Here is a 16403-nt window from a genome sequence, read left to right as displayed (position 1 = left end):
TTATTCCGCCGCGACGAACGCCACGAGGTCCTTCATCGTGCCCTGGCCTTCCAGCACGTCGATTTCATAGCGTTCGTCCGCGCAATCGCCGTAGACGGCATCCATGTTCTTCCGCAGCTTGCGCAGCACCGCGATGGCATCGCTGGCGTAGCTGGCGCCCGCCACCGGTTGGACGAAGGCCAGCGACAACGAACGCGGTTGCTGGGCACCCTTTTCGGCCAGGGCATAGTGAGCACGGGCACGGCTGGCAAAGCTGTTTTGCTTGCCGCTGGGGCCGACAGTCAGCGCGGCTTCGATCAATGCCGCCAGCGCCTTCTGGGTGTAGGCCTCGTCACCGCCCAGGTTCCTCTTCAATCGATCCCGGTCGATGCAGATGTACTGGTAGAAAACGGCCGCGGCAAAACCGGCTTCCCCAACGTGGCCCGCGCCGGACTCGCTATCCGGGTTCAGGTCATCGACGGCAGTGAAATAATCGTCCTCGATGGCAGAGGCATGCACACCAAACGCATGCGCCACCTGCACGGCGGCCTCGCCATTGAACTCGGTCTTGGCGGCCAGCATGCGACCGAACATGGCGATGTCCACGGCATGCTGCATGTGCAGCAAGCCGTTCAGCTCTTCATCGGTAGGCTCACGTTTTTCCTGAGCGACCTTGGCGATCAGGGCGTCCAGCGTCTCACGCTCTTCCGGAGCAATGTGAACCAACTGCTCGATTTCGAGCGGCTGGTCTTTCTTCACCGCGCCATACACCTTGGCGATCTGGGATGCCCACTCGGTGGCCTTCTTCTGCGCAATACCGGCGGCAACGAATGCGTTGAACGCATCGTGGCCCAGCCGCTTGGTGCGCGTGCCGATGTTGCCCGCCAAACGCTGCTGAAAGACCTCGGAAGTACGCCAGGCCCGCTTGAGGCTTTGCGAGGATATCCGCAGGCGCTCCACGCCCCCCACTCGGGCCGTCTTCGGGTTGCCCGCATCATCGCGGTTCAGGTTGGAAGGAGGATAGGACGTCAGCAGGTGCAATTGGATGAAGCGCGTCATGCCGGATTCTCCGAGGTGGTGTTCTGTTTGTCCTGCTTTGCCGCCCGGGTCTGGGCCGGCAGGTAATAGTCGCGAGCCCAGCGGCTCTTCATTCTGGATGCCGGGTCGACATAGAAAGTCTTGCGTTCGACGGCCCACGCGATGATGTCGTCGGCCAATTCGGCCACGTCGGCCTTGCCGTCGGCCAGTTGCACGGCGCGGCACATCATGCGGTAGAAATCTTCGTCGGACTCCGCTCGCATCAAGCGGGTGAAGCGCAGCTCGCTCATGTTCGGCTGCTCTCCTCCCAGGCGAGTGGCCAATCCCCTGCCGTCCGGTGCGTCTTCCCTGACATGCGCCAGCACACCTGCCACCATCCCGATAGCCGCGTAGCCATTTTTGAACTGCTCGTACTTTTTCTGGGCTTCCAGCTCCAGCAACGGGCCAGCCAACCTCAGGGCCGCCGATTCGGTGATGAGCTCTTCAATCGTGGAGCACCGACGCAATTGCGCCCTGGCCTGGCGTCCCAATCCCGTCAGCACGGGCGGCAACTTGGCGGAAATGTCGCTGGGGTGGATGGCGCGGTACCAATCGCGCACCCATTTGCGTTGCGCATCGTCGAGATATCGAGCCGTCATGCCGCCTCCTTCTGATAGGCCTTCACGATTTTCCAAAGCTCCTTGGCGATCTTGTTGGCGTTGAGCCACTTGCGAAGCTCTTCGCGTTGACGAACGATGCGCCCCATGTTGCCGTCCTCGATGGGAACGCTTTCCACCCATTGATCGAACAGGCGCAAGGCGATGCGGCTGACGTCCGTCAACCAACTGCGATAGATGCCGGCCACAGCGGCATCGTCATCCATGCGGGTGTCGGCAAGCTGCTTCAGCAAGGCATAGAAACCGGGTTCGGATTCTTGCCAGAAACTTTGCGGTATGGCGGGATCGCTGGGCACATCGCCGGGCCGGCTGAATCGCGCGGCCTTGACGTGGCTGTTGAGCAGCTTCGCCGCTTCGGCAGCCAATTCCAGTATGGATCGCACGGCGTTGATGAAAGCGCGTTGCTGAGCCGGCTCGATCTCGTGCAGAGGCAACGTGGCGTCGTACCAGCAGCGCGCCTTCATGTTGTCCATGTCGAAACCGAAACACCACAGCCTTGCGGGGACGCGCCTGGTCAAGTGCTGGTTGAAGTGGCCGACAATCCGTGCCGCCTCTCGGTTGTCGGCGGAACTGCCAAGCGCCAAACCCAACCAATGCCGATAGCCGATGCCGCCTTTCTGGCCCTTGATGGACAACAACCCCGTCTTGGGATCGACGCTATAGGGTGTCAGCGGATGCTGCCAGGCGCCGGTGTAGTTGATGCCGTAGTTCTTCGTGCCGTACTGGCGGACGATCTCATCGGTATCCGTGCCGCACAGATCGCACTGGCTATTCGGAACGGCCTCGATCTCCAGGCTGATGCGGCGCGGCATGCTCCAGTACGCCTGCAGGCGATGGACGTGTTCAGGCGTGGTGTCGGTGCCGGTCTTGGCTTCGCTGGTACGTGTCTTGCCCACCCACGGCAGCACGTCCGACAGACGCGGCGAGGCGCCATAGGCCAGCGCATCTTGCGGCAAGACATTCAGCCAGAGCTTTTGCCACAAGGTGGCATCGGCCGCATTCGGCACGAGCAAGGTCGTCAGCGGACCGCCTCCGCGCAACGAGACGCGATGCCCAACGCCGCCGCTGGGCGCATTGATCTGCAGTGTGAACAGCGCCATGGCGGCGCACGCGGGACAGATCTGCTCGACGCGGCCGCGCTTGATGAAGTGATCGAGGTTGTCGCGGACGGTCTTGTCGCCGGGGGACTCGATCAGCAGGTTGGCGATGCTCTTGCTTTCCACATCGCCCAGGTCGTTGTCCTGCATGAAGCGCCAGGAGTTGCCGTCCAGGTTGAAAGCGGAGGCATAGGGGGCCAGGGCGGCTTGCAGCTCGGCTTCGGTGGGCGGGGTATCCCAAAGCTCCTGCCAATGTTCCTGGTCTTCAGGCGCCAATGCCGTTTGCAAGACGCCGATCAGGAATTGGTACGCCGCGCCGCGGAAGTCGGGACGGGGGGACCAGATGTCGGTCCAGTGAGAATCAACGATCTGCCCAAATGAAGCTTGATGATGCGAGCCGTCTTGCCGAGCAAGGTGGAAAGGCAATGCATTGAGCAAGTTCATTCATCTCTTCCCGCAGTAGATTTTGATCTTCAAGGTGATCTTGCGGAGGCCTAGCAATCCGCAAATGATGAGACCCAACAACAGTTCGTCTGAACTCATGATGTCCGCTCCAGCGAGATCGTGATCGTACTGTAGCAGACTTCTTTGAGTGACGTTTATGAATACGTCTTAAAATTTTCACTTTGGCTCTCAATGTCTTTTTCACGACACAGACCCCTCTTGTAAGATTCGAGAACATTCCCCGTCTTTTCGGGGATGAACCGACGTACTCAAATACGTCTCCCACGTTCCCCGCATCTGCGGGGATGGGCGTCGAGGCGAAGGCCCCGACGCCCCCCGTCATCCCACTCGCCATCCCATCACAGAGTCATAGCAAGCGCTCTGAAGCTCAGCCTCCCTGCTGGTCACTTCGGCAACATATCTCCCTGAGTGATCGACAGAGAGAGGCACAATCAACGTCGGCTCTTCCAATAATCGCGTCTCTCCTCTCAGCAAAGTCAATCGATGGCCATAACGCTGTTCCCATTCAGGTGACAGACCAACCACCTGCTTTGCATGAATTCGTATCGAAGACAGCTCCCAAGCTAACGCCCCACCGGGGAACCACGGCTCTAACTCACTTTCCCCTCTCACCCGCACCAAATACACCGCTACCGAATCCTCATCACTCAGCCGGGTCGGCACCATGGTGTCCTCATGCCACTGCCGATTGCTGTCGTTGCTATACCCGCGTTCAATCTCCAGCGCATTGAAGTTCGCCTGGCTGATGTGCGCCATGGCTTCGCCTTCTTGCCGCGATGAGGCCTGCAACAGCGCGTCGGGAATCTCCTGTGCATCTACGCCGTAGACACCCTCGACCAGCGTACGCACCGCGCCAGGCTGTCCCGGCTTGCCAGGACTGACGATCTCGCCTGCCGCACAAAGCACTTGCTGGGTCAGCCAAAGACGCCCGGTATTCGGATAGACCGCATTGGCGCCTGGCAGCACGGCCTTGTACCAATCCGCGCGCGGGGCCATGTCGGGTCGTGGCCCGAAGATGTACAAAACTGGCGCCTCGCGCCCCTCATGTCCAGCGGGATTCCCTTGCGCGTCACGGCGATGCCGGTGAAGACGGCCCGCACGTTGAATCAACAGATCGATAGGCGCCAGATCGCTTATGAGGACATCGAAATCCAGATCGAGCGATTGCTCGACCACCTGGGTCGAAACCAGTATCCGGCCCGCACGTTGCTCAGCCGATGACTTTTTCCCGTACGTCGCCAGCACCTTATCTTCGATCGCCAGCCGATCGCCCATCGCGTATCGGCTATGGAACAAAGTGACGTGCGATGCGCCCTCTTTTTGCAACCCCTCATATGCCCTGCGCGCGTCACCCACGGTATTGCGTATCCAGCAGACACCGCGACCCGCCTGGGCCTGGGCCAGAACAAGCCGCTGCACTTCCGCCTCGTCGTGCAACCACTGCACCTTCACCGTACGCTTCACCTCGGGACGGGTATCGCAGGGGTACGCCAACACATGAGCATGCGCATGGGTGACCAACGGATAGCGCCCATCGTCTGGGACGTCACCCGCATCCGCACCCCGGCCACGCATGAATGCCTGCACCAGCTCGCGCCGCATATCCGCAGGCAAGGTCGCGGACAGCAGCACCGCGCTGCCGCCTTGGCTGGCATGCGCTTGCAACAGCCGTGCCAACAACGTGCGCATGTACGGGTCGTAGGCATGGACTTCATCGGCCACCAGCACCTTGCCCGCCAAGCCGGCCAGACGCAGCGATTGATGCCGCACCGGCAACACCGCCAGCAGCGCCTGATCCAACGTCCCGACGCCGACGTGCGCCAATAACGCCTTCTTGCGGTTATCCGCCAGCCAGGCGCTGCACTGCGCGGTGGCGCTGCCTTCGCCTGGGCTGTAATCCAGGTCCGTCAGAGGCTGGCCGGGCACCAGGACACTTTCTCGAAAGGCATCGATCATCTGGCGCGCGCCGTGCGACAACACCAGAGAGGGCGATGCGTCTGGCTCGTAGAGCGAGCGGTACACGCTTCCGACCCGCGCGTACATCTGGTTCGAGGTCGCCATGGTGGGCAGGCCAAAATAAAAGCCCTGCGCCTTGCCTGCGGCCATCAACCGATAAGTCAGCATCAACGCCGCCTCGGTCTTGCCCGCCCCTGTCACGTCCTCGAGCAGGAATAGTTCCGGGCCCGGCCCCAAAGGCAGTTCGGCCGCTAGGCGTTGCAATGGCGTAGGAGTATCCAGATAGCCGAACAGGTCGGCGGGTCTATTCCACTGACGAACCGGGGCGGGACCAAGACCCGCCGCCACAAGCGCCTCGCGCGCGTTGGGCTGCGCCATCTCTGCCCAATAGCGGTCCAGCGGCATGGGCTCATCGTGATAACGAAAGAACCGCTGGTCCGAGCCCAGCCAATCCGCCAGCACGGTCATGCCGGCCAGACGCCAGGCATGGCGTTTCAATATGGGGATCATGCTGCGCGTGGGCGCCGGCATATCCCGCACACGGATCAACTGCGCGGCAGCAGCGACGAACTGATGCGCTGCTGCGACGTCATCCGCGTGGAAATAATCTTCCGCCGACAACTCCGACCAACCGTTGCGCGCGGTTTCCATGGGCGGGCTGCCATGATGGCCCGCCACGGCTTTTATCCAGGCAGCCCAGAATCCTGAACCGGGATTGCCGAGAATACCTTCGGGAAAATTCAGGGAAAGATGGTCTTTCCACAGCAACCATCCCATCGTGTCATGCCGGCACGACCGATACTGCTTCGAGGCGATGGGCGGCACCAGCGTGGGCGACAGGCCGGGGGCCAGGCCTTGAAAGGCACGGGCAAACTTGCCGAGGTCGTGCAATGCGCTGAAGAAGGTGTTCAGTTGGCGAACGCTGGATAGATCCCAATCCAGCGCTTGCGCCAAGCCACTCAACTCGAATGCGGGTAAATGGCTCAACGCTTCGGCGACGGCAGCAACGTCGAGAGCGTGATAAGCGAGCAGATGGTATGAGGGTGAAGCGCCCCCGGATTCAGGACGAGCTTTACCCCAATAGGCAGACAGATATGCAGGGAAAGTCGATGGAACGAGCACCATAAATCCGATTCGGAGCGGTTGCCAGACAATTGACTGGCGAGCGGAATCGAAAACCGGGCGCTTCGCCGCCTTCTTTCTAATTCACCATGGAATATTTTGTCAAATAAAAAACATCAAGTTTCATTTACATGAAAGATGCTCGGGATATTTTTTTGCTGCCGGCTAGCGCTTGCCGATACCGCTGGGCAATGAAGAAAGAAACGACTCGGCCAGCGCCGCGCAGTACTCGACGCTAGGCGAAAACTGCCTCGTGCCAATCGCCTCGAATTGGGCCCGAAGAGGATCGGATGGACCGTGAGCGTCAAGGCACTATGCACGGCATTCTGGCCGAAGAGGACGGTTCATCCCCGCATACGCGGGGAACACGCCGGCAATCGCGTCGCCGTTGGTAAACCCGTCGGTTCATCCCCGCATACGCGGGGAACACTGAAGGCCGGCTGTACTCCGAGCCTGCCGAGTTCGGTTCATCCCCGCATACGCGGGGAACACTATCCAGATCCATCACTCGTTCGCCTTGATGACGGTTCATCCCCGCATACGCGGGGAACACGATTTCCGCGCCATGCCGTTCCCGGATGAGTCCGGTTCATCCCCGCATACGCGGGGAACACTCGCATGGCCTGGTCGCAGGTCAGCCCATCGTCGGTTCATCCCCGCATACGCGGGGAACACGGCGATGGAACACCGCGTTTCGCCAATGCGTCCGGTTCATCCCCGCATACGCGGGGAACACCGGTCTTCTCGCTATACCCCGCCCTGATCGCCGGGTTCATCCCCGCATACGCGGGGAACACGGTCATCAAGACATGGCGGCATCGCCGGGGCGCGGTTCATCCCCGCATACGCGGGGAACACCGCAGCCCTGACGTCGACCGGCTATGCAGCGGGCGGTTCATCCCCGCATACGCGGGGAACACGGGCTCATGGACGCGGCCAGCAGCCGTTTTGACGGTTCATCCCCGCATACGCGGGGAACACGCGCTCATCGATGTCGCAGACGCGGCTGTCGTCCGGTTCATCCCCGCATACGCGGGGAACACGTAGACGTCGCGCCGGTCGATGAGGACGTGAACGGTTCATCCCCGCATACGCGGGGAACACATCCAGGCGCTGCAGGTGGCGTTGGGCACGTGCGGTTCATCCCCGCATACGCGGGGAACACCGGATTGTCGAAAAGGGCGAGGAATTCGAATTCGGTTCATCCCCGCATACGCGGGGAACACGTTTTCGACTATTACGCCCCGGCCGGATCGCGCGGTTCATCCCCGCATACGCGGGGAACACTGGACCCGCCCTATGTGCACTCCACACGCGCCCGGTTCATCCCCGCATACGCGGGGAACACGCGGCGCCCATCAGTTCCCTGCCGTACTCTTCCGGTTCATCCCCGCATACGCGGGGAACACGGCCCAGCTTCACCACCAGCCGCAACGCATCGCGGTTCATCCCCGCATACGCGGGGAACACTAAATCCAGGGCGCCCGCCGCCGCGCTACTCCCGGTTCATCCCCGCATACGCGGGGAACACGTGTTCTGCGCCAGCGAGACAGCCTCCTGCGTCGGTTCATCCCCGCATACGCGGGGAACACTTTCTAGGAGCCGCAATGGCCGAAATCACCATCGGTTCATCCCCGCATACGCGGGGAACACTGGTTGACTTGGCCGGAGTCTGGCGGGGTGGGCGGTTCATCCCCGCATACGCGGGGAACACGTCGGGAACGTCTGAATCCACGGCTGCAACTCCGGTTCATCCCCGCATACGCGGGGAACACTGCTTCGGGATGCCGGCCAGGCGCTCGAAGGCCGGTTCATCCCCGCATACGCGGGGAACACTCGAACATGGCCTCGCGCAGGTCACTGATGGTCGGTTCATCCCCGCATACGCGGGGAACACCTGGCGAGGCAGTTCGGCGAGGCTGGCTACAACGGTTCATCCCCGCATACGCGGGGAACACGCCGATAATGCTCATCAGCACGCTCGCCAGTAACGGTTCATCCCCGCATACGCGGGGAACACTCTTCTCATAACCCACTGTTTAATAAGCAAATTTCCGGACACGAAAAATCTACCGATTCTTCCTGCCAAAATTTGGCAGCATCAACACCCTATCAGTCAGATCTTCGCAAAGCGAAAAATCCTCAGACCTTTCGCCCCGCCCTGCGCTGCGCCACTTTCCCCAACGCCGCCAGATCCTTATCCCCATCCCCATGCGCAACCGCCTCGATCAGGCTGTCGCGCACAACACTGCCCATCGGCAACGGCGTATTCACCGCTTCCCCCGCCGCCAGCGCCAGCCGCACGTCCTTCAACCCCAATCGGGCCTTGAACAGCGCGGGCTCATAACGCCCTTCGGTAATCATCTTCCCGTACCCCTGGTACACAGGCCCGGGCAGGATGCTGCTGGTGATCAGCTCGTGAAACAACGCCGCATCCGAGCCATGCCCGGACACCAGCGCCGCCGCTTCGCCGAAGGTCTCGATCGCACACGCCAGCATGAAATTCGCGGCCAGCTTGTAGACGTTCGCATGCTCGGGGGCCTCGCCGATACGCCAGGTCTTCTGGCCCAGCACGTCCAGCAACGGCTGCACGCGGTCGATCGCGGCCCCCGGGCCCGCCGCCACGATGTTCAGCTTGCCGGCCTCGGCCACGTCGGGACGCCCCAGCACCGGCGCGGCCACATAAGCCACGCCGCGATCCGCATGGCAACGCGCCAGCTCGGCGGCCAGTTCCACCGAGATGGTCGCCATGTTCACGTGCACCACGTCGTCCGGCACCGAATCCAGCACGCCGCTGTCGAGCAATACGGCGCGCGCGGCCACGTCATCGGCCAGCACCGAGAAGACCGCATCGCCGTTGAAGGCCTCCCGCACGCTGCCCACGATGATGGCGCCCTGCTCCGCCAGCGGACGCGCGCGCTCGGCGTTGCGGTTCCAGACACGCACCGTGTGGCCCGCGGCCAGCAGCCGCCGCACCATCACCGCGCCCATGGAACCCACGCCGATAAAACCGATGTTCATGATCCAAATCTCCTGTAAGTGCGTCGATGGTGCGGATGTTGACTGACATGGGACTGAACACGCGTCCCTGCCTGGCGCGCGCGCCCGGATTATCTGGCCATGCCATCAGATGACCAGTAACCGCTCCGCCATGCTCTCCCCCCTGGCAGGCGGAACACTCTCTATACCGGACTTTTGCCACGAAGTTTTGATGCAGTGCAAAAAAGCAGAATCAGGCAAAAAGGCATTCCATCGTGGCGGCATAATGGCGGCTTGTGGCCTCGTTGGCCCATGTCGCGCATCAACTCGAAGGATCCCCCGAATGCCTCCCCCCACTTCCCGGCACGTGCAGCCGGGCTTGGTGCTGTTCGCGCTGGCCGTCGGCGGCTTCGCCATCGGCACGACCGAATTCGCCTCGATGAGCCTGCTGCCGTATTTCGCGCAGAGCCTGGGCATCGATGCCCCCACCGCCGGGCACGTCATCAGCGCCTACGCGCTGGGCGTGGTGATCGGCGCGCCGCTGCTGGCCGTGCTGGGCGCCAGGCTGCCGCGCCGCACCCTGCTGGTGCTGCTGATGGGCATGTTCGCCATCGGCAACGGCCTGAGCGCCCTCGCACCCGATTACCACTGGATGCTGTTCTTCCGCTTCATCAGCGGCCTGCCGCATGGCGCCTACTTCGGTATCGCCGCGCTGGTGGCCAGCTCGCTGGTGGCCGAGAACAAACGCACGCTGGCCGTGGGCCGCGTGTTCCTGGGCCTGACGGTGGCCACCATCGTCGGCGTGCCGATGGCCAGCTTCCTGGGTCAGGCCGTCGGTTGGCGCTGGAGCTTCGCGCTGGTCGCGGTGCTGGCCGTGGCGACGATGACACTGGTGCGCCTGTACGCGCCGAACACGCCCGCTGACGCCAACGCCAGCCCGCTACGGGAACTGGGCGCGCTCAAGCGTGGGCAGGTCTGGCTGACGCTGGGCATCGGCGCCATCGGCTTCGGCGGCATCTTCTCGGTCTACACCTACCTGGCGGACACGATGGCCGCGGTGACGCAGGTCTCGCCCTCCACCATTCCCATCGTCTTCAGCATCTTCGGCGTGGGCATGACCTTCGGCAGCATCGTCGTGCCGATGTTCGCGGACCGCGCCCTGATGCGCACGGCCGGCGCCGTGCTGGTGTTCAGCGCCGCGTCGCTGGCCCTGTTTCCCTTCATGGCCGGCAACATCTGGACGCTGTCGCTGTCGATCTTCCTGATCGGCTGCGGCGGCTCGCTGGGCACGGTGCTGCAAACCCGCCTGATGGATGTCGCGGAAGACGCGCAAGGGCTGGCCGCGGCGTTGAACCATTCGGCCTTCAATACGGCCAACGCGCTGGGTCCCTACCTGGGCGGGCTGGCCATCGCGGCCGGTTTCGGCTGGGTCTCCACCGGCTGGGTGGGCAGCGCGCTGGCGCTGGGCGGCCTGGCGCTGTGGGCCGTGTCGGTCTCGGTCGACCGCGGCAGCAAGCACCGCCACCAGGCATTGGCGATCGACACGGCGGACTGAGCCACCCGCAGCCGGCGCCAGGGACGCGAGCGCCCCGCGCCTTACTCCACCATCTCGCTGTGCGCGCCTTCGAGCAGCTTCCGATAGTGGATGGAGGGCATCTCGCCATAGGGCTGGCGGTACTGGCTCCATAGCCGGCGGTCCTCCGCCGTATGGAAGATCTGCTTCTGCGGCATCGCAGGCCATGTGGGCACCTCGAACCACAGGCGCAGCAGATGGCGGCGGTCCGCCAGTTCCTTCGCATCCTGGTAGTCGGTGCGGCCGTGCACCATCATGCGGTTGTTCAGGAACTGGATGTCGCCTTCCTTGAAACCCATGTCCAGGTACAACTCGGGCGACGCCGCCACCTTGCGCACGCGGTACAGGGCCTCGGACTCTTCCGGCGTGAAGGGACACTGGCCGCTCTTCTCGGCCAGGCGCGCATACCCCGTGGGCAGATAGCAGGTGACCTCGCCGTTTTCCTCATGGAAGAACGGCACGCGGTCCGGACTGAACGTGCGCGTGGCGCGGCGGCCATCCTCATCGGTGCGCTTCAGGAACAGGCCGGCGGCCAGCAGCTTCAGTTGCTCGGGATACTGCTCGGCCATCACGTTGTGTACCGCCAGCGCGCTGGAGATGCGGCTTTCCCCGCCCGAGATCGCGGACTTCAGGCACATCAGGCCGATGATGTCGCATGAATCCGTGTGCATCAGCTGGCCGCCGCCCTTGCGGTAGCCGCGCGACTTGGGTTCGTAGTCGCTGACGTCCATGACGTGGCCCAGGATGTCGCCCAGGTACGACTGCGTCATCGGCTTGCCGAGGTAGGCGCCCAGGCCGAAGTAGATGCGCGTCATGTCATCGTCGGAATACTGCTGGCGCGGCAGGCCGCGCAGCATCAGGAAGCCGCGGCCGGTGCGCAGCCGCACCGGCAGGCTTTCCATCAGCGCGCCCACCTTGTCCAGCGGAAAAGTCTCGCGCGTGATCTGCGGGAAGTCCAGGTTGCCCAGGCTCAGCAGGTGCTTCAACGCCAGGTCGATCTCGCGCAGTTCGCCGTCCGACAGGACGTGCAGGCCCTCGCGGGTCCAGTCGATGTCGGGGCCTTTCCAGGCGCCCGGGCTGTCGATATGTTTGCCGATCATGCTCATGGTTTGCTCCTCCGGTGCTGATGTGTGTGTCGCCAATGGCCGACAGGTTCTAGGCGGGCTGCGCGGCGCCGGCCACCACGACCACGCCTTCGTCCACCAATTGCCGGTAACGTTGCTCGCCCACCAGCGGCAGCAGGCAGGCCTCGTTGTGCTCGCCCTTGCCCGGCGCGGGGCGGTAGAAATTGCCCGGCGTGCCCGAGAGCCGGGGCGTGACGTTGTGCATGGGCACGCTGCCCAGCTCATGGTCGTCCAGCTCGACCAGGCTTTCGCGCTGCGCGACGTACTCGTCTTCGAGCAGGGACGCGGCGTCGTAGACCGGCCCCACCGTGACGTCGGCCGCCTCGAACAGCGCCAGGTTCTCCCGCAGGCTGCGCTGCCCGATGAAGCTGGCGACGATGCCGTCGACTTCCTCCAGGTGCCGCAGCCGCGCGGAGTTGCTGCAATAGCGCGGATCGCCGTTCATGTCGCCACGGCCGATGGTGTCGAACAGGCGCGCGGCCATGCTTTGCGTGGACGTGGACACGCACAGCCACTGCCCATCCGAGGTGCGATAGGTGTTGCGCGGGCAACTGGTGCTGGAACGGCTGCCGGTGCGCGCCTTGACGCGGCCGGTGATGCGGAAGTTGGCCGCCTGCGGCCCCAGCACCGAGATGGTCGGCTCGAACAGCGACAGGTCGATCACCTGGCCTTGCCCACCGTTGACGCGCACTTCCCACAAGGCCGTCATCACCGCGCTGGCGCCGTACAGCCCGGCGGTCATGTCGCCCAGGAACATGGGCGGCAGCACGGGTTCGCGGTCGCCGAACCCGTTCATCGCGGCAAAGCCCGAGTAACCCTCGACCAGCGTCCCGAAGCCCGGCTTGCGGCGGTACGGCCCGGTCTGCCCCCAGCCCGAGATGCGCACGATGACCAGGCCAGGATTGGCTTCGTGCAGCACGCCGGGCGCCATGCCCATCTCTTCCAGCACGCCGGGCCGGAAGCTTTCGATCAGCACGTCGGCGGTGCGCAGCATCTGGCGGATGAGTTCGATGGCGGCCGGATGGCGGAACTCAAGGCAGACGCTTTTCTTGTTGCGCGCATAGACCTTCCAGAAGGCTTCGACGCCCGCGGTCTGGAAGGCGCGCAGCGTATCGCCCGCGCGGGGCTCCACCTTGACGACGTCCGCCCCGAAGTCGGCCAATTGCAGCGTCAGCATGTTGCCCGCCACCAGCCGCGACAGGTCCACCACCTTCAAGCCAGCCAGCGGACCGGCGGCGGCGGCGTCGAATTGCCTGCGCGGCAGGCGCGTGTCTCGATTCGTTTCTGTCTGCATGGAATCAGTCTATCCTGAAAATAGACATGATGTCTATTTTTGAAGAACCTTACAATGTGCCGCCGCGCCGGCGCTGTCCGGCGCATTCGCGGGAGTACCCATGGCTGCAAAAGAAGACCCCGGCGTGGCGTCGGTCAACCGGGCGTTGTCGATCCTGATGGCCTTCCAGGACAGCGTCGAGGGCATGACGCTGACCGACCTGATGAACGCGACGGGGCTGTATCACAGCACCATCCTGCGTATCTGCGAATCGCTGGAGCACTTCGGTTTCATCAAGCGGCTGGACGACAACCGCTTCATGCTGGGACCCGCCCCGTTCTACCTGGGCATGTTCTATCAAGAGTCGTTCCGGCTGTGGGACTACGCCGCGCCCGTGCTGCGCGAGCTGGTGCGCCAGACCAAGGAAACCGCCGCCATCTACGTGCGCGAAGGCGACCGCCGCATCTGCCTGCACCGCATGACGCAACCGCGCTCGGTGATCATGCATGTGCGCGAAGGCGAACAGGTCGAACTGGAAAAAGGCGCGGCCGGCAAGGTGCTGCTGGCCTTCAACGGCGAGCAGGGCGAGGCCTACGACCGCATCCGCGAGGCCGGCTACGCGGTCTCGCTGTCCGAGCGCCGCAGCGAGACCGCGGCCATCTCGTGCCCCGTGTTCGGCGTGCGCCAGCAGGTGGTGTGCGCGATCTCGCTGGGAGTGCCGCTGTTCCGTTTCGACAAGAATGTGTTCGAGCAAGCCCTGCCCCTGGTCATGGAAGCGGGCCGGCAGTTGACGCGCGACCTGGGCGGCGACGTCTCGCTGTTCGAGGCGCCGTACCGCGCGCTGGAAGGCCTGACGCTGCCGGGCTGATCTTCTTCCGGACGGCCGGTGCGGGACGGCCGCACGCGGCGGCCCCGCACCGGCACGCCTTCACTCGCTGGCCACGATGTGGCGCTCCGACGCCAGCTTGCGCCATTGCGCGAGCTGATCGTTGGTATAGGCGGCGAAGGCCTGCGGGTCCATGTCGGCCGGCTCGGTGGCCTCGCGGGCGAACAGCGCCTGCATCTCGGGCGTATGGCTGGCCTGGCGGATGGCCGCGTTCAGCTTGGCCACCACCGGCGCCGGCGTGCCGGCCGGGGCGTACATGCCCCACCACACGTCCACCGAATAGCCCGGCACCGATTCCGCGATGGTCGGCAGGTCAGGGAAAAACTTCGACCGCTCGGGCGAGGTCACGGCCAACGCGCGGATGTCCTTGGACGCCAGCGGGCCGCTGACCGATGCCGGCGTGGTGATCATGGTTTCAAGGCGCCCGCCGATCATGTCGGTCACGGCGTTGGTGATGCCCTTGTACGGCACGTGGACCATCTCGGCGCCGGTCTGGGCGTTGAGCAGTTCCGTGCTCATCTGGCCGATGGACCCGATGCCGGCCGAACCGTAGTTCAACTTGCCGCGGTTGGCGCGCGCATAGTCGATCACCTGCCTGGCGCTGGTGTAGGGCGTGGACTTGCCCACCACCAGCACCATGGCGCCGCGCGCCACCAGGGCCACCGGCGCGAACGCCTTGGTGGCGTCATAGGGCATCTTGGGCTCCGTGGCCGCCTTGGTGGCGAAAGACACCGAACTGAACAGCAGCGTCGAGCCGTCCGGCCTGGCGCGCGCCACCTCGGACGCCCCGATCACGCCGCCCGCGCCGGGCTTGTTCTCGACCACCACATTCACGCCCAACAGGCGCGACATGCGTTCACCCAAGGCGCGGCCGAACACATCGTTGCTGGCGCCGGGCGAGAACGGCACCACGATGCGGATCAGCTCGGGCAATTCGACGCCGCCGGCCGAGCCGGGCGCGGCCGACACGACCGAGGGAATGGCCAGGGCGGCCAACGTACACGCGGCATGGCGCAGGATGGTTTTCATCGTCTCCTCCATTTTTAGACATAATGTCTATTTTGTGGAGGCAGTATAGGCACAGCTTTTCGGCGCTGTCGAGACGAGGCCGATCCGTGCCGTAGGCCCCCTCATAGGGAGGCGATGCGGATTCCTAGGGGTAAATACCGACGCCTGGCCGGGCTCGCGGGCGGTGCGAGGCTCCTTTTGGTGTCAGCAGGCCCCATGCAAAAAGCCCCGCACCATCGCTGGTGCAGGGCTTTCGCGATCGAACCTTCCGACCGGGATGCGCGGCTTACATGCCCGGCATCATGTTCGCGTTCATGTTGTGCAGCACCCAGAGAGAGCCCACGACGATGATGGCGATGATCTTGATCGTGAAGATGAAGGTCAGCGTGTTGTCACGCTCGGAGCGGCCCATGTGCAGGAAGAACACCAGCTGGACCAGCAGTTGCGCCACGGCCAGGATGATCAGCCCCGGCACGATGACCGAGTGCGAGAAGTTGCCCGTCATGACCAGGCCGAACGAGCCGAAGGTCAGCAGGATGGACAGGATGAAGCCGACGATGTACTGCTTCATGCTGCCGTGAGCGTGGGCAGCGCCGTGATGATCGGCTGCGGTATGAGACGACATCAAAGGGCTCCAAACAGGTAGATGAAGGTGAACACGCAGATCCAGATGATGTCCAGGAAGTGCCAGAACAGGCTCAGGCACTGCAGGCGGCGCGTGTTGAACGGATCCAGGCTCTGGCGGCTGATCATGTGCATCATGATCAGGATCCAGATCAGGCCGAACGTGACGTGCAGGCCGTGCGTGCCGATCAGGACGAAGAACGCCGACAGGAAGGCGCTGCGGCCGGGGCCGTAGCCCTCGGTGATCAGGTGGTGGAATTCCCAGACTTCCATCGCCACGAAACCCAGGCCGAACAGGAAGGTGATGGCCAGCCAGGCTTGCACCTTGGCCACCTTGCCCGCCTGCATGTTCAGCATGGCCACGCCGAACGTGAAGCTGGAGATCAGCAGCAGCATCGTTTCGACCAGCACGAAGGACAGGTCGAACAGTTCCTTGCCGTCAGGGCCGCCGGCGGTGGCCTTGGAGAGCACGGCGAACGTCGCGAACAGCACCGAGAAGATCAGGCAGTCGCTCATCAGGTAGATCCAGAAACCGAAGGTGGTCTTGGATCCGTCGTCGTGATGCTCGTGGTCGCCGTGGCCGTGGGCCACGTCGTGATTGAGAGTAGTCGCTTGCGTCATGG

12 protein-coding genes and 1 CRISPR repeat array are annotated in these 16403 nt (G+C 63.6%); of the genes, 2 read left to right on the top strand and 10 right to left on the bottom strand.

The window, feature by feature from the left end:
• From cas7e to A6745_RS08275, 5 genes are all read right to left on the bottom strand, one after another.
• The gene (gene cas7e, locus A6745_RS08295) at positions 1 to 1038 is read right to left on the bottom strand and encodes a type I-E CRISPR-associated protein Cas7/Cse4/CasC (RefSeq protein WP_066125579.1); all 1038 of its coding nucleotides are present in this window, start codon (positions 1036 to 1038) and stop codon (positions 1 to 3) included.
• The gene (gene casB, locus A6745_RS08290; RefSeq protein WP_066125577.1) at positions 1035 to 1655 is read right to left on the bottom strand and encodes a type I-E CRISPR-associated protein Cse2/CasB; all 621 of its coding nucleotides are present in this window, start codon (positions 1653 to 1655) and stop codon (positions 1035 to 1037) included. The genes cas7e and casB overlap by 4 nt, the downstream gene beginning before the upstream one ends.
• Positions 1652 to 3214, bottom strand: a complete 1563-nt coding sequence (gene casA, locus A6745_RS08285; RefSeq protein WP_066125575.1) for a type I-E CRISPR-associated protein Cse1/CasA — start codon at positions 3212 to 3214, stop codon at positions 1652 to 1654. The genes casB and casA overlap by 4 nt, the downstream gene beginning before the upstream one ends.
• 339 nt (positions 3215 to 3553) lie before the next feature.
• The gene (locus tag A6745_RS08280) at positions 3554 to 6316 is read right to left on the bottom strand and encodes a CRISPR-associated helicase/endonuclease Cas3 (RefSeq protein WP_066125573.1); all 2763 of its coding nucleotides are present in this window, start codon (positions 6314 to 6316) and stop codon (positions 3554 to 3556) included.
• 337 nt (positions 6317 to 6653) lie between these two features.
• Positions 6654 to 8333: direct repeats of the CRISPR family, unit length 29 nt; unit sequence CGGTTCATCCCCGCATACGCGGGGAACAC.
• A gap of 122 nt (positions 8334 to 8455) precedes the next feature.
• A complete protein-coding gene (locus tag A6745_RS08275) occupies positions 8456 to 9424 on the bottom strand; it encodes an NAD(P)-dependent oxidoreductase (protein WP_269148889.1) in 969 nt (322 codons plus the stop codon).
• Positions 9425 to 9635: 211 nt separating this feature from the next.
• On the opposite strand from A6745_RS08275, the gene A6745_RS08270 reads away from it, so the two are divergent.
• Positions 9636 to 10847, top strand: a complete 1212-nt coding sequence (locus A6745_RS08270; RefSeq protein ID WP_066125570.1) for an MFS transporter — start codon at positions 9636 to 9638, stop codon at positions 10845 to 10847.
• Between the two features lie 41 nt (positions 10848 to 10888).
• Here A6745_RS08270 and A6745_RS08265 read toward each other — a convergent pair whose 3' ends face one another.
• Together A6745_RS08265 and A6745_RS08260 are read right to left on the bottom strand one after the other, a co-directional pair.
• Positions 10889 to 11971: a TauD/TfdA family dioxygenase gene (locus tag A6745_RS08265; RefSeq protein ID WP_066125568.1), complete on the bottom strand. Its 1083-nt coding sequence runs from the start codon at positions 11969 to 11971 to the stop codon at positions 10889 to 10891.
• 49 nt (positions 11972 to 12020) lie between these two features.
• Positions 12021 to 13283 (bottom strand): CaiB/BaiF CoA transferase family protein, encoded by a 1263-nt coding sequence (locus A6745_RS08260; protein ID WP_066125566.1) that lies wholly within the window; start codon positions 13281 to 13283, stop codon positions 12021 to 12023.
• A 100-nt stretch (positions 13284 to 13383) separates the two neighbouring features.
• Between A6745_RS08260 and A6745_RS08255 the strand changes: the two genes are divergently transcribed.
• Positions 13384 to 14130 carry an IclR family transcriptional regulator gene (locus A6745_RS08255; RefSeq protein WP_066125564.1) on the top strand — a complete coding sequence of 249 codons (747 nt, stop codon included), beginning with the start codon at positions 13384 to 13386 and terminating at the stop codon, positions 14128 to 14130.
• 60 nt (positions 14131 to 14190) lie between these two features.
• Here A6745_RS08255 and A6745_RS08250 read toward each other — a convergent pair whose 3' ends face one another.
• From A6745_RS08250 to cyoC, 3 genes are all read right to left on the bottom strand, one after another.
• Positions 14191 to 15177, bottom strand: a complete 987-nt coding sequence (locus A6745_RS08250) for a tripartite tricarboxylate transporter substrate binding protein (protein ID WP_197488115.1) — start codon at positions 15175 to 15177, stop codon at positions 14191 to 14193.
• A 265-nt stretch (positions 15178 to 15442) separates the two neighbouring features.
• Entirely contained in the window at positions 15443 to 15781 is a 339-nt protein-coding gene (gene cyoD, locus A6745_RS08245; RefSeq protein WP_066125562.1) for a cytochrome o ubiquinol oxidase subunit IV, read from the bottom strand.
• Positions 15781 to 16401, bottom strand: a complete 621-nt coding sequence (gene cyoC, locus A6745_RS08240) for a cytochrome o ubiquinol oxidase subunit III (RefSeq protein WP_066125560.1) — start codon at positions 16399 to 16401, stop codon at positions 15781 to 15783. The genes cyoD and cyoC overlap by 1 nt, the downstream gene beginning before the upstream one ends.
• Between the last annotated feature and the right edge of the window lie 2 nt (positions 16402 to 16403).

It is taken from the genome of Bordetella ansorpii (genome assembly GCF_900078705.1).
GTDB lineage: Bacteria > Pseudomonadota > Gammaproteobacteria > Burkholderiales > Burkholderiaceae_B > Bordetella > Bordetella ansorpii_A.
This window is presented reverse-complemented; position numbering and strand designations above follow the sequence as displayed.

Coding starts and splice junctions, on each gene's coding strand:
- cas7e (WP_066125579.1), bottom strand. CDS start 1,038: ATGACGCGCTTCATCCAATTGCACCTGCTGACGTCCTATCCTCCTTCC.
- casB (WP_066125577.1), bottom strand. CDS start 1,655: ATGACGGCTCGATATCTCGACGATGCGCAACGCAAATGGGTGCGCGAT.
- casA (WP_066125575.1), bottom strand. CDS start 3,214: ATGAACTTGCTCAATGCATTGCCTTTCCACCTTGCTCGGCAAGACGGC.
- A6745_RS08280 (WP_066125573.1), bottom strand. CDS start 6,316: ATGGTGCTCGTTCCATCGACTTTCCCTGCATATCTGTCTGCCTATTGG.
- A6745_RS08270 (WP_066125570.1), top strand. CDS start 9,636: ATGCCTCCCCCCACTTCCCGGCACGTGCAGCCGGGCTTGGTGCTGTTC.
- A6745_RS08265 (WP_066125568.1), bottom strand. CDS start 11,971: ATGAGCATGATCGGCAAACATATCGACAGCCCGGGCGCCTGGAAAGGC.
- A6745_RS08260 (WP_066125566.1), bottom strand. CDS start 13,283: ATGCAGACAGAAACGAATCGAGACACGCGCCTGCCGCGCAGGCAATTC.
- A6745_RS08255 (WP_066125564.1), top strand. CDS start 13,384: ATGGCTGCAAAAGAAGACCCCGGCGTGGCGTCGGTCAACCGGGCGTTG.
- A6745_RS08250 (WP_197488115.1), bottom strand. CDS start 15,177: ATGAAAACCATCCTGCGCCATGCCGCGTGTACGTTGGCCGCCCTGGCC.
- cyoD (WP_066125562.1), bottom strand. CDS start 15,781: ATGTCGTCTCATACCGCAGCCGATCATCACGGCGCTGCCCACGCTCAC.
- cyoC (WP_066125560.1), bottom strand. CDS start 16,401: ATGACGCAAGCGACTACTCTCAATCACGACGTGGCCCACGGCCACGGC.